Origin of the sequence: Arthrobacter sp. Alg241-R88 (assembly GCF_900537115.1) — a bacterium.
Taxonomy (GTDB): Bacteria; Actinomycetota; Actinomycetes; order Actinomycetales; family Micrococcaceae; genus Arthrobacter.
The window spans coordinates 351491-364236 of the sequence record NZ_UNRG01000002.1 but is presented as its reverse complement, the minus strand read 5'-3'; the positions used below and the strand labels follow the sequence as shown (position 1 = coordinate 364236).

Genomic DNA, 12746 nt, shown 5'->3' with positions numbered 1-12746 from the left:
TCCATTGTGCCCGGAAGTTCCCTCAGGGTTTTCCCGGCCCCTTGCCCTTTCCCTTGGCTTCCTTTGCGGGCTCCGGCAACTTCGGTTCCTCCTGGACGGGCGCCACCTCAGGGGCGGGGGCCTGAACGATCAGGGGCGGCTGGGGTACATCCTGCGGTACAACCTGCGCGGGCTGCTGCGCGGGTTCCGGAGCCGCGGAAGAGCCTGCGGTGCCCGCCGTAGGGGCTTCAGCAGCGGCAGCCGATACCGCTGCAATCTGCCCGGTAATCTCCGCACGCACAGAGTCCAGGGCTGCCTCGATGCCGCGATACCTCGACACCGAGATCAGGCCTTGGCCGGCGGCGTCGTTCAGGTCCTTCTCCAGCGCCTCCAGCGCGGCAAGGGCACCGTCCATGCGGTTTTCCGATGCAGCCTGGCTGATGGTGAGCACCCTGATCTGCAGTCCCCGGAGCGTACCTTCATCCGAATCCGCCGGCCGCGCGAGCGGGGAGGCGGCATACAGTGCCGCGGCAAGGCCGGCTACTGCCAGTAGCGCAGAGGCGGCCTGCCAGGCGCGGAGGCGCTTCAGGGGCGGCGTGCCTTCTTTGCCTTCACGATGCGGCTCCGTTTCAGGCGGCATGCCTGCCCCGGAGCGGTGCCATGGCCGGGGGCCTGGTGGGCATTACGGTAACCGTGGCGAGCTGAGCCGGCTCCGGTGCAGTGGCGGCTGCCTCCTTGGCTGAGGATCGGCCGGCCATCAGGCGCCGGGTCGCCATCCGCAGCAGGATGGCGATTGAGTGACCGAGGCCCAGCCCCAACAGCACGTGGCCGGCCAGGTACTGGCTTCCATTCCCGGCAGCGCCAAAGGGGGCACTCAGAGCCGCGGCTGCGCCGGCCACGGTGACCGCCAGCGCCGTGGCGGCAGAAAAAACTGTGCCCATGGCCCTACTCCTAACCTCAATTAATCAGCAAGCTTACTAGTATTGGTCAGCAAGCTTACTACCTGATCGCGGTGATGCAAGAACTCCAGCCCCCACGAAACACCGGCTATCCGCGCCCGCCTTACGTCAACTCGCGGAGCTCTGGACACAAATAGTCAGCAGGCTTAGCATTTTTTCATCGGTTGGCTCTTCGGAGGTGTCAACCATGAACGCCTCCCCGAAGGGCCACCCGATCCCGCCGCAGGCACGGCAGGGCAATGGCAGGGCACGGCGTTATGGATGGAGGAGACGATCATGGCAACGGCGCGGGAAATTATGACCGGGGGCGCAGAGTGCGTGGGCGAGAAGGAGACGCTCGAGGCGGCAGCCCGGAAAATGAAGGAACTCGATGTGGGATCACTCCCAATCTGCGGCGAGGACAACAGGCTCAAGGGCATGCTGACGGACCGGGACATCGTTATCAAGTGCCTTGCAGCGGGCGGGGATCCACGCACGGCCACAGCCGGAGAATTTGGTGAAGGAAAACCCGTCACCATCGGCGCTGACGATTCGATTGAAGAAGCAATCCGAACCATGCAGGACCATCAGGTGCGCAGGTTGCCGGTGATCGATGGCCACGACCTGGTGGGGGTTCTAAGCCAGGCGGACATTGCCCGCAACTACCCCGAGGACCGGGTGGGCGAACTGGTCGCCTTCATCTCATATTGATTGGTAGACGCTGGGAGCGCTGGCCCGGCACGGCGGCGCGCCCACAGACCCTATGCCTAGCTGGCCGCTTCAAGCACGCGGCCGGCGGGGGCAATCCCGGCGTACCGGCCCTTGAAGAACAACAGCGGCTCGGCGTCCTCCCGGGCGCTCAAGTGCCTCACGGCAGCCACCACGATGGTGTGGTCGCCGCCGTCGTACTCCGCATGGAGTTCGCAGTCGATCCAGGCAAGGGCATCGTCGAGGACGGGGTTGCCCAAGGGCGAGGCTGAATAGCCGACACCGGCAAACTTGTCCGTTCCCGACCTCGCAAACTGCCCCGCGAGATGCTGGTGCGCTGCGGGGAGGATGTTAATGGCGAAGGACCCTGCCTGCCGCAGTACCGGCCAGGTACTGGACGTCCTCGCCGGGCTAAAGGTCACAAGCGCAGGTTCGAGGGACAACGATGCGAACGACTGGCAGGTAAATCCAGCGGGGCCACCTTCCGTGGCGCTGGTGATCACGGTCAAACCGGTGGCGAAAGTTCCAAAAATGTCGCGAAGCCGGCGGGGAGCAAGATTTGCTGTGACTGTCATGGCGTGGCCCTCTCGTTGGATCGTTACCTCACCAAACCATCAGCCGCTCCCAGGATTCAACCGCCCTGAAACGTGCGGACGCGGACCGACACGGAGGGTCATGCCGGTACATCGTCCGTAATGAAGCCGGGCTTTCCGGCGGAATCTTTTTCAAAGTTTTTTTCATGCATCTGCATCCGGATGGGCACTGCTGCCGGTAGTAGGGGTGTAAGCAAAAACCGCCCGCCCAGCGGGCCGAAGAAGGAGAAATCATGCGCACCAGCATTTTTGCATCAGGAGCAGTGGCAGTCGCGGCAGCACTGGCTTTCGCCGGCCCGGCCCAGGCGGCTGAAGGCGACGCCCAGCTGTCCGTCCTGCACGGAGTGCCCGGCCTGACTGTCGACGTCTGGGTCAATGGCGAGCGGACCCTGGACGACTTTACTCCCGGCACCCTTGCCGGCCCGCTGGCTCTTCCGGCAGGAAACTACGCCCTCGCCATCACTGCCGCGGATGCAGCAGACGCATCAGCCGCCGTGATCGGCCCGGTCAACGTGACCCTCGCCGCCAACGGCAACTACACCGCCGTGGCCAACCTGGATGCCGCCGGCAAGCCCACGGCGAACCTCTTTACCAACGACGCCTCGCAGATTGAACCCGGCAAGGGCAAGCTGACAGTCAGGCACACCGCTGCCGCTCCCGCCGTCGACGTCCTGGCCGCCGGTTCCGCCGTCATTTCCAACCTGGCCAACCCGAACGAACAGACACTGACGCTGGATCCGGGCACTATCCCCGCAGCTGTGGCAGCGGCTGGAACCACCCAGCCCGTCATTGGACCCGCTGATGTGACAGTCGCCGAAGGCACGCACACCATCGTGTACGCCTGGGGCAGCCTGACCGACCAGAACCTTCAGCTCGCAGTGCAGACGATTGAAGGTCTGCATTCAGCACCGGGGGCAGTCCCGGGCGGACGCTCGGGTGCGGCTGACGCGGGCGCCGCAGGACAGGCCACGGCAGTCGCCGGATTTGGGGCTGCAGGAATCGCACTCCTACTGGGCGCGGTCGCCGTTTCACGCTCGGCTGCCCTGCGCAGGGTGAACTAGCGGCACTGCAAAGCCAGGCACGGCCAGACCGACGCCCTGACACCCAAGGCCCGGCCGGCCGGCATTCTTCGCCGGCCGGCCGGGCCCGTCCCTTCTGCTCCCCAGGCAGGAGGCGGAGCCTTCAAGCATTTGGGCAGCGCTGACAAGAGGAGGTTGTCCCCATGGAAAGCACGACGACGGACCAACAGGTCCGGAACTGCCCGGACCTGGTGCAGGTGGCCACCGGGCGCAGCGCAGCGAAGGCACGCACTATTACGGCCGCCATCGTCCTTGCCCTGATGGCGCTGTTGTCCGGGTGCGCATCGGCACCCACGGAAGCGGCCTCCCCTGCCCCCACCACAGCGGCCGCCGCCGCCCCCGCATCGGGACCAGCACCCGCAAGCACACCCGCTGCCCTGCCCGATGTTCCAATCCGCCAAGCCACACCCACGCCGGCTGCACCCAAGGATCCGGCACCACGCTCCCTGACGGTCGAGGGCACCACCATCAATATGGGCATCGTGGAAGTGAGCGTTTCCCCGGACGGGGCCATGGAAATTCCTGAAGCCTTCGACCAGGCCGGCTGGTACCGGCACGGGCCGGCCCCCGGAGCAGCAGCCGGGGCAGCCGTTGTGGCGGGCCACGTTGACACCACCTCGGACCTCGCTCCCCTCTCCCAGCTCAACGGGCTTACAGCCGGCACGCGCGTCACTATCGAGCGGAACGGCGCACCGGCCCTGAACTACCGCGTGCGCTCCGTCGAGCTGATGGCCAAGGACAAGTTCGACGGCGGTTCCCTTTTCCGCCGTGACGGGCCCCACCAGCTCAAGATTGTCACCTGCGGAGGCCGCTGGCTGGACGAGAAACAGGACTACAGTGACAATGTCATTGTCACTGCGGAACTGGAATGAGCCGCTCCGCAGCCCTGACGCTCAACGCCGAGGTGGGGAAGGAGGCCAATGTGGCACCTTCTGGACAGCCGCCTTCCGGCGACGAGCAGCGTGGCGGCAGCGCGGCTTCCCGGCCCACCGGGGTTGGACGATGGGACCGGCAATTCGACCATTCCTTCGCGGCCGGTGATGAAACTGCCCTGGCCGAGGCCTACCGCCAGTTCTCTCCCCTGGTGTACACGTTGGCGCTCCGTGCGCTGCGGAACCGCAGCGCCGCCGACGACGTCACGCAGGAAGTCTTCATCCGCGTCTGGAAGTCGCGGTCGGCCTTCGACCCCTACAAGGCGGAACTCCCGGCGTGGATTGTCGGGATCACCCGCAATGCGGTCACGGATGCCCTGAGCGCGTCCGCCCGCGAAAACCGCAAAGTGCTCGCGGCTGCTGGTCTTCAGCCCGGGGCCGAGGACGCCGCCGCCTCATCGTCGGCTGAAGTCCTCGCCGACAGGCTGCTGCTGGACGGGGAGCTTGACCGCCTCGGCGAACCCCAGGGCTCGATTATGCGCCTGGCGTTTTACGACGACCTGACCCACGACCAGATTTCACGGCAACTGAACCTTCCCCTTGGTACGGTCAAGAGTCATATCCGCCGCAGCCTTAGCCACCTGAGACACCGATTGGAGGTGGATCATGCAGCACCTTGACCCCGAAGTCCTGAGCCTGTTCGCCCTGGACGAGCCTGTGGACGCGGGCAGCATCAGCCACCTTCGTTCCTGCCCTGAGTGCGCAGCCGAGTACGCCGCGCTCCGCCGGGCCGTCAACGCTGTCCGGACCACGCCCGACGCCAGTTCCCTGGAGAGCCCGGGACCAAACGTATGGGAAGGAATCCACCGCAAGCTGGGACTTTCCGACGCCGTCGCGTCGGATCCGCTTGGCCCCGCAAACGCGGAGCCTGCTGAACCCCAGCCTGCAACTGGAAGCAACAACGTCTCCTGGCTCCGTTGGCCGGTGACCTGGCTTGCAGCCGCCGCGGCCGCCGTCGTGATCACAACCGGCGTTGTGGTCGCCGTCAACCAGACGGTCGCCCCGGTTCCGCTCGCCTCTGCCCGCCTGGAACCGCTGGAGCAGTTCTCCGCCACCGGATCAGCCACCGTGACCGAAGCAGGCGACGGGACGCGGACCATCGAAGTGCAGTTGGACAAGACGGAGGCACGTGGTTACCAGGAAGTCTGGCTCATTGCCCCGGACCTTTCCCGGCTGGTCAGCCTGGGGATCATGAACTCGTCGTCCGGCCGCTTTGACGTTCCGGCAGGGCTCGACCTCTCCGGCTACCCCATCGTCGACATCTCGGACGAGCCGCTCGACGGCAATCCCGCGCACTCCAGTGTCAGCATCGTCAGGGGCACCCTCAGCTCCTGACCATGGCGCCGCCGCCGCGGAGCGGGTACAACTTATTCATGACGTCGCCCCTGGTGCTCGGCCCCATGATGCGGTACGTGGATGAAACCTCAGCGAGCATCTGGGTGGAGACGCGCGGTTCCGCGGAAGTCACGGTCCACGCCGTCGAAAAATCCTGGACCGCCCGGACCTTCACTGTCCACGGCCACCACTACGCCCTGGTGGAGGTCGCAGGGCTGGAGCCGGGAACCGTCACCCCCTACACTCTCCAGGTCAACGGGAACCAGGTGTGGCCCGATCCGGAATCCGACCTGCCGCCGTCGAAAATCACGACACTGGTTCCCGGGAGGCCCCTTCGGCTGGCCTTCGGCTCCTGCCGAACCAGTGTCCCGCACGATGCCTCCGGAAACCGAAGCCACGGCGTGGACTCCCTGCGCGCCTACGCCCTGCGGATGGCCTCCGACGACGGCACTCCCTGGCCGGACCTGCTGGCGTTCCTGGGCGACCAGGTCTACGCGGACTCCACCAGCAAGCACATGCAGGAGTTCATCCGTTCCAGGCGGGATATCAAGGAACCGCCCGGGAAGGAGCTCAAGGACTACGAGGAGTACGCCCACCTCTACTATTTGGCGTGGTCGGACCCGGCCAACCGGTGGCTGCTGTCCACGCTGCCCAGCACCATGATCTTCGATGACCACGACATCCGGGACGACTGGAACGCCTCCCAAACGTGGAAGCAGAAGATGGCAACCACCCCGTGGTGGCAGGAACGGGTGGTTTCCGGGCTGGCTTCCTACTGGGTCTACCAGCACCTGGGAAACCTCTCCCCGCAGGAGCGTGCCCAGGATGCCCTGTGGCAGCGGGTTGCCCGCCACACCGGCCCTGACGAGCTGGACCTCAGCGACGAGCTGGACAGACTCGTGGAACGCGCGGACAGTAGCCCCGAAACCTACCGGTGGAGCCTCTGCCGCGACTTCGGCGATACAAGACTCATTGTGCTGGACTCACGCGCCGCCCGGGACCTTTCCCCGGGCCGGCGGGCGCTGCTGGATGACGCAGAGATGGGCTGGCTCGACGAGAACATGAGGGGCGGGTTCCGCCACTTGCTTATCGCCACGTCGCTGCCGTTCCTCCTGCCGATGGGCCTGCACCACATGGAATCCTGGAACGAAGCCGTTTCCGAGGGCGCCTGGGGAAGCCGGGCCGCCAAGGCAGCCGAAAAGCTGCGCCAGGCCCTCGACCTGGAACATTGGGCGGCGTTCCAGAAAAGCTTCCGGCAAGTGGCCATCATGGCCGCCGAAGTCGCCGACGGCAAACGCGGGAGCGCTCCTGAGGCGGTGATGTTCCTCTCTGGGGACGTCCACTTTTCCTATGTTTCGGAAGTGCGGCGGGCAACGGGAAGCAGGATCATCCAAGCGGTCTGCTCGCCCATCCGTAACCCGCTGCCGCGCCTGATGCGGTCCGTCACTGCCATCCTGTCCTACGGGCTCGCCGAATCCCTGGGCGCCCGTGCGGCGCGCTCTGCCAGGGTGCCGGACCCGCCCTACACATGGTCAGGCATCAAGGGTCCGTGGTTCGACAACAACCTGGCGTGCCTGGAAGTGACGCCTGAAGGGCTGGACCTGTGGTGGCAGAAAGGCGTGGTGAAGGGCGGTGACCATCTGCACCCCAGGCTGGAGCAGGTGGCTTCCATCACCATCACACCCAGGAACGTGGAGCAGCCGGCGCCCCAGGCGCCCTAACTCCGCGTGGGGTGCAGCGTCACCTGCCGGCGCCCGCGGCGGCCACGTTGCCTGGTACCGGATCGTGCCGGAGGTACTGGCGGTTGAAGGTGCCGGTTCCCGCTGTCAAAGCACGGAGTTCCACCGCGTATTTCAAGAGTTCCTGGTCCGGCACTTCCGCCGTGATCTCAGTCCGGTCCCCGCCGGAGGACGTGGTGCCCGTCAGCCGGCCGCGGCGGGCGGAAAGGTCGCTCATTACCGTCCCCACGTGCTCGTCCGGGACGCTGATCGCCACTGACGAAACAGGCTCCAGCAGTTGGATTTTGCCCGCGGCCGCCGCCTCCCGCAAGGCAAGGGCACCGGCTGCCTGGAAGGCCGCGTCTGAGGAATCGACGCTGTGCGCCTTGCCGCCCACCACGGTCACGCGCACATCCACCACCGGGAAGCCGGACGCAACGCCTTTCTGCATCTGGGCACGTACGCCCTTCTCGACCGATGAGATGAAGGTTCCGGGGATCACGCCGCCCACCGTTTTGTCGATGAACTCGAATCCGGTGCCCCTGGGCAGGGGCTCAACCTCGATGTCGCAGACGGCATACTGGCCGTGGCCGCCGGACTGTTTGACGTGGCGGCCGTGCCCGGCAGCGCGGCTTGAGAAGGTTTCCCTCAGCGGCGTCACAACGTCCACGGTGTGCAGCTTCACGCCCTGGTCACGGAGCCTGTCCAGCACCACCTCGGCGTGTGCCTCCCCCATGCACCACAAGATCAGCTGGTGGGTCTCCGCATTCCGCTCCACCCGAAGGGTGGGGTCGCCGGCGGCCACCTTTCCCAGGCTGCGGGCCAAGGCATCCTCGTCGCCGTGCGAATCGGCTTCAATGGCGACCGGCATCAGCGGTTCGGGCATCTCCCAGGTGGCAAGCAGCAGTGGTTGGTCCTTGGCCGAGATGGTATCCCCGGTTTCGGCGCTGCCCAGTTTGGCTACCGCCGCGATGTCGCCGGCGATACAGAAGGGCACGGGCCGGAGGTTGGCTCCCAGCGGCGAATAGAGGTGGGTGAGGCGCTCGTCAGTGTCGTGGTCCTGGTGGCCGCGGTCCGCCAGCCCGTGTCCGCTGACGTGTACCGGGGTGTCACCGCGCAGGGTTCCGGAGAAGACCCGGACCAGGCAGACCCGGCCCAGGAAGGCGTCCACCGTGGTGCGCACCACTTCAGCCGCAAGAGGTCCCTCCGGGTTGCACGCAAGGGCGCGGACCGGCGCTCCGGTAAGGTCTGTTGCCCGCGGCAGGCTCCGCTCCGGCGGCGACGGAAACGCTTTGGTGAGGAGCTCCAGAAGTTCCGCCGTGCCCAGCCCGGTGAGCGCCGAAGCGGGCACCGCGGGAAAGAAGGATCCCCGGGCGACGGCGGTTTCCAGGTCCGCGATGAGGACGTCGGCATCGATGTCCTCGCCGCCCAGGTAACGGTCCATCAGCGTCTCATCTTCGCTTTCCGCGATGATCCCTTCGATGAGCTCGGCCCGCGCAGCATCCGCTGCTTCGATTTCCTGGGGCACGGCGGCACGCGCCGTGGCACCGGACGTTCCCGGCGAATACTCGAAGACCGTGCCGGACAGCAGGCCGAGGAGCCCGGTGGCCTCCCCGTCGGTGCGGACAGGGACATACAACGGAAGCACCGTGTCGCCGAACGCCGCGCGGCAGGCGGCGAGGACGCCGTCGTAATCAGCCCGGGGATGGTCGAGCCGCGTGAGGACTACGGCACGCGGCATCCCCAGGTACTGGCACTCCTGCCAGATTGCAGTGGTGCCTGCATCCACCCCGTCAACGGCGGAGACGGCGAAAAGGACGGCGTCCGCGGCGCGAAGGCCGGCCCGGAGTTCGCCGATGAAGTCCGGATAGCCGGGGGTGTCGAGGAGGTTGATCTTCATTCCGGCCACAGGCAGCGGGACCACTGACAGGGCCACCGAGCGTTGTTGGTGAATGGCGGCGGGATCGGAGTCGCTCACGGTGGTCCCGTCAACCACCGAGCCCTTCCTGGTGATCATGCCGTTGGCCTCAAGCAGTGCCTCGACGAGGGTGGTTTTGCCGGCACCGGACCGGCCAACAAGTGCCACGTTTCGAACCATGGCGGGGTCCCGCGGGGAGATGCCGGCAGCGCCGTTGCCCTGGCGTCCTTCCGGCCCGCCCCGCCCTGCAGGCCCTGCTACGTCCCTGGTGCCTTTGACCGACATCCGAACCTCCTGGCGTCTTTGCCTGGTTGTTTTACTTTTCGCGTGCCTTGCGGGTGGCGGCTTCGTTAGCCTTTTGCAGCGCCTTGACGAGTTCGTCCTTATCCATTGTCGAGCGGCCGGGGATATCCAGTTCCCGGGCGCGCTCCAGCAGGTGTTTTTTGGAGGCGTTGGCGTCCACGCCGCCGGCCGTGGGTTCGGCTGCCCCGGCTCCCTTTTCGGCCCGTTTGTCTGAGGGCCCGCGTTTCTCTTTCGGCTCCCAGTGGTCCCCCACCTTTTCGTAACTGTGCTTCAGTGATGCGTAGGCGGCCCGGGCGGCGCGGCTTTCGTCATTGTCATACGACGCCATGGCGGAATCGTAGGTTTTGGCAAACGTGTCCTGCGCTTTCTGGTCCGAGCGCTGAAGGGTCGAAGGAAGCTCGTCCTTGCGGGCGTGGTCGTTCTTTCCCGTCTTCGGCATTGCACTCACCGCGCTTTCGTCAGCAGGCTGAACGTCCGGACACACCAAGCTTAGCCATGCCCTGGTTTGCTTGTCTGCTGCCGGTGCCGGCCGGGAACCTCCGTCTGGAAGACAGCACTATCGCTGCTCGGGCCAAGAGTCAGGGTCGTAGCCGTAGAGGCGTGGGCTGCGGGGTTCCACCTCGGGGGCGGCAGCGGGGGCGTCCGCCTGTTGTTCGGCATCCTCTGCCTCGCCTGCGTCGTCCGGACCGCTTTTCTTCCGGTCCCTTTTGGTTCTGCCGCGCTTGTCCGGGCCATCGGCCATGAGCAACTCCAATCCCCCAATTGAGAGGTCCGGCTGCTTGAACCACTGCAGCCACCCTATCGGCAGCGAAGGCAGCCCACCATGTCACTTTTGCTCAAGAAATAGGCAGTTTCGCCGCTGCTTCCGGACCAAGGGGGCTGCCCGCCAGGTGTCAGCCTGCCCGGGGACGGTCCAGCGCGTCGAGAAGCCGCCTGACGGACCCGCCAAGGTTCCATTCGGTGGCGACGCTTTCGAGTTCGGCGCGCGCCCCGCCGGTGACGGGGCGGAGCCGCGCGCCGGCTTCCTCGAGGGAGGGCAGGTCGAGGTCCCGCACAAGCCGTACGACGGCGGGAGCGGCCACCAGGTAATCGGCGGCGGCTTCCAGCTTGGCCCGGACAGGTGACGACAGGCCGCTGTCCGGGTCCGCCGCTGCCTCAAGGAGGTTTTCCAGGGTGCCGTACTTCAGGAGCAGGGACGCTGCTGTCTTTTCCCCGATCCCGGCCACACCGGGCAGGCCGTCCGACGCGTCGCCGCGAAGGGTGGCGTAATCCGCGTACTGCTGGGGCAGCACCCGGTACTTGCCCACCACCGCCGCTTCGGTCATGACATCGAGGTTTTTCATGCCGCGCGCGGTGTAGATCACCCTGACCTGGCGGGCGTCATCGCAGACCTGGAAGAGATCGCGGTCCCCGGTGACGACGTCGACAGGGAGGTCGGCATGGCTGGCGTAGGTGCCCACAACGTCGTCGGCCTCGTGGTCAGCGGCACCGACAATGGCGATTCCCGCCAGGCCAAGCGCCCGGCGGATCATGGGAAGCTGCGCCTCGAGGGCGTCCGGCACGACCTCCACGTCAGGGGCATCCGCCATCGCCTCCGCGACGCGGTGCGACTTGTAGGTGGGGAGGAGGTCCACACGCCATTGAGGCCGCCAGTCGTCATCCCAGCACGCGATGAGATGGGTGGCCCCGTAGTCCGTGGTCAGCCTGGCGATCATGTCCAGCAGACCCCTGACGGCATTGACCGGCGTCCCGTCCGCGCGGCGGATGGAATCGGGCAGGCCGTAAAAGGCGCGGAAGTACAGCGAGGCAGTGTCCAGCAGCATCAGGCGGTCAGGCATACCTTGATCCTGACACGGAACGGACTCCTCGTGGGAGTTGTGCGTCCTGCCGCTGGGCGGGTGCTGTTCCCATCCTTCGATTCTGCAGTAAGTTCATCACAGCAGTGACGTCCGAAGGAGGGTACGTGAAGGCAAGGGCTCCGTCCAGGTTCAGTGTCGAAGGGCTCCGCAGGCCGCTGCCAGCCGTCGCCTGCTTGCTTGTTATGGCCGCCGTTACCGGTTGCGCTCCGGATGCTACGGGTGCGTCGTCAACGGCACAGGACTTCCACGAGGCCGTAAGGTCCTCTGACTGGTCCACAGCATGTGGATTGCTGCAGCCCGATACGCGCCAGCAGGTCGCAGAGCCGAACGGCGGCACCTGCGAATCCGGCCTGGAATCCTTGCAGCTACCCACAGCAGGGACGCTTCTGAAGACCGAAGCATACGGGCGGGAGGCTCTGGTGGAATTCGATGGCGATGTGGTTTTTATGGCCTCCTCCGGCTCGGCTTGGCGAGTCACAGCGGCGGGATGCAGCCCCCGGGGAGATTCCCCATACTTATGCGAAGTAGGAGGCAAGTAAGAATGCGGTGGTCCTTCCTTCTCTACCTGATCCTCATCTTCGGCGGGCTGGCGTACATGGCGTTCGTCGGGGTGGTCCGCGGATAAGGATCCTGATGTGAAAAACGGGTTGAAAAACAATGGACTGAGTCTCTTCTTCGGAGCAATTTTCCTGCTCGCGGTCGTGGGGCAGGCCATCACGGGGCAGGCTGTCTTCAATGACGAGCAACTCGCCGCCGGGCTGGACGAGATCAGCTTCGCGCAATACCTGACCTCTTCAAGCTTCGCGGTGGACGTATCGGAGAACTGGCAGTCAGAGTACCTTCAGTTCCTGCTCTACATCGTGGCCACGATCTGGCTGGTCCAAAAGGGGTCGCCGGAGTCCAAGGAGTTGGGCAAGGAGGGGGTTGAATCCGATGAAGAACAACTGGTCGGCGAGCATGCCAACGCTAAATCCCCTGCCTGGGCAAGAGTCCGCGGCTGGCGCCTGACGGTATTCTCAAACTCGCTCGCGGCCACCATGGGACTGATCTTCGTCATGTCCTGGCTCGTCCAGTCGCTGACCGGACACGCGGCCTATAACGAAGAGCAGCTGCGGAACTTCCAGGATCCCATCCCGTGGCTCGAGTACGTCGCTTCTCCAGACTTCTGGAACCGGACCCTGCAAAACTGGCAGTCGGAGTTCCTGGCCGTGGGGTCCATGGTTGTCCTGTCGATCTACCTCCGCCAGCGCGGGTCACCGGAATCCAAACCCGTCGGATCCGCACACGACGATACTGGCACCACGGGCTGAGGCGACGGTCGGCAGCAAAGCTGGCCGATGCGCTGAGCTGTTCCAGGCCTCTCCGGCCACTGCCGTGGATCGGT

At 65.7% G+C, this 12746-nt stretch carries 14 protein-coding genes; 7 read left to right on the top strand and 7 right to left on the bottom strand.

Features of this window, described 5'->3' with window-relative positions; all coding sequences use genetic code 11:
* Window positions 1-22: 22 nt before the first annotated feature.
* Window positions 23-619, bottom strand: a complete 597-nt coding sequence (locus G6R19_RS06470) for a hypothetical protein (RefSeq protein ID WP_163163466.1) — start codon at window positions 617-619, stop codon at window positions 23-25.
* Complete coding sequence (locus G6R19_RS06465; protein WP_163163464.1) at window positions 609-920, bottom strand: hypothetical protein; 312 nt, start codon at window positions 918-920, stop codon at window positions 609-611. Before G6R19_RS06465 ends, G6R19_RS06470 begins: the two co-directional genes overlap by 11 nt.
* 294 nt (window positions 921-1214) lie before the next feature.
* On the opposite strand from G6R19_RS06465, the gene G6R19_RS06460 reads away from it, so the two are divergent.
* Window positions 1215-1628: a CBS domain-containing protein gene (locus tag G6R19_RS06460; RefSeq protein ID WP_163163462.1), complete on the top strand. Its 414-nt coding sequence runs from the start codon at window positions 1215-1217 to the stop codon at window positions 1626-1628.
* 56 nt (window positions 1629-1684) lie between these two features.
* On the opposite strand, the gene G6R19_RS06455 is transcribed toward G6R19_RS06460, so the two are convergent.
* Window positions 1685-2200 (bottom strand): flavin reductase family protein, encoded by a 516-nt coding sequence (locus G6R19_RS06455; RefSeq protein ID WP_163163460.1) that lies wholly within the window; start codon window positions 2198-2200, stop codon window positions 1685-1687.
* A gap of 251 nt (window positions 2201-2451) precedes the next feature.
* On the opposite strand from G6R19_RS06455, the gene G6R19_RS06450 reads away from it, so the two are divergent.
* The 5 genes from G6R19_RS06450 to G6R19_RS06430 all read left to right on the top strand — a co-directional run bounded on the left by G6R19_RS06450 (window position 2452) and on the right by G6R19_RS06430 (window position 7285).
* A complete protein-coding gene (locus G6R19_RS06450; RefSeq protein WP_163163458.1) occupies window positions 2452-3279 on the top strand; it encodes a DUF4397 domain-containing protein in 828 nt (275 codons plus the stop codon).
* Window positions 3280-3440: 161 nt separating this feature from the next.
* Window positions 3441-4169, top strand: coding sequence for a class F sortase (locus tag G6R19_RS06445; RefSeq protein ID WP_240341784.1), 729 nt, complete (start codon window positions 3441-3443; stop codon window positions 4167-4169).
* Window positions 4166-4849 carry a sigma-70 family RNA polymerase sigma factor gene (locus tag G6R19_RS06440; RefSeq protein ID WP_163163456.1) on the top strand — a complete coding sequence of 228 codons (684 nt, stop codon included), beginning with the start codon at window positions 4166-4168 and terminating at the stop codon, window positions 4847-4849. Before G6R19_RS06445 ends, G6R19_RS06440 begins: the two co-directional genes overlap by 4 nt.
* Window positions 4836-5564, top strand: coding sequence for an anti-sigma factor (locus G6R19_RS06435; RefSeq protein WP_163163454.1), 729 nt, complete (start codon window positions 4836-4838; stop codon window positions 5562-5564). Before G6R19_RS06440 ends, G6R19_RS06435 begins: the two co-directional genes overlap by 14 nt.
* 38 nt (window positions 5565-5602) lie before the next feature.
* Window positions 5603-7285 carry an alkaline phosphatase D family protein gene (locus G6R19_RS06430; protein ID WP_163163452.1) on the top strand — a complete coding sequence of 561 codons (1683 nt, stop codon included), beginning with the start codon at window positions 5603-5605 and terminating at the stop codon, window positions 7283-7285.
* Between the two features lie 19 nt (window positions 7286-7304).
* Here the strand turns inward: G6R19_RS06430 and G6R19_RS06425 are convergent, their stop codons facing one another.
* The 4 genes from G6R19_RS06425 to G6R19_RS06410 form a co-directional block, all read right to left on the bottom strand.
* On the bottom strand, window positions 7305-9485 hold the full coding sequence (locus G6R19_RS06425; RefSeq protein WP_163163450.1) for an elongation factor G-like protein EF-G2: 2181 nt from the start codon (window positions 9483-9485) through the stop codon (window positions 7305-7307).
* 31 nt (window positions 9486-9516) lie between these two features.
* Window positions 9517-9942 (bottom strand): ChaB family protein, encoded by a 426-nt coding sequence (locus G6R19_RS06420; protein ID WP_163164130.1) that lies wholly within the window; start codon window positions 9940-9942, stop codon window positions 9517-9519.
* A gap of 117 nt (window positions 9943-10059) precedes the next feature.
* Window positions 10060-10245 carry a hypothetical protein gene (locus G6R19_RS06415; protein ID WP_163163448.1) on the bottom strand — a complete coding sequence of 62 codons (186 nt, stop codon included), beginning with the start codon at window positions 10243-10245 and terminating at the stop codon, window positions 10060-10062.
* A 151-nt stretch (window positions 10246-10396) separates the two neighbouring features.
* Complete coding sequence (locus G6R19_RS06410; RefSeq protein ID WP_163163446.1) at window positions 10397-11341, bottom strand: 5'-3' exonuclease; 945 nt, start codon at window positions 11339-11341, stop codon at window positions 10397-10399.
* Window positions 11342-11997: 656 nt separating this feature from the next.
* Here G6R19_RS06410 and G6R19_RS06405 point away from each other — a divergent pair.
* Window positions 11998-12672 (top strand): DUF6766 family protein, encoded by a 675-nt coding sequence (locus tag G6R19_RS06405; RefSeq protein ID WP_163163444.1) that lies wholly within the window; start codon window positions 11998-12000, stop codon window positions 12670-12672.
* Window positions 12673-12746 lie beyond the last annotated feature (74 nt).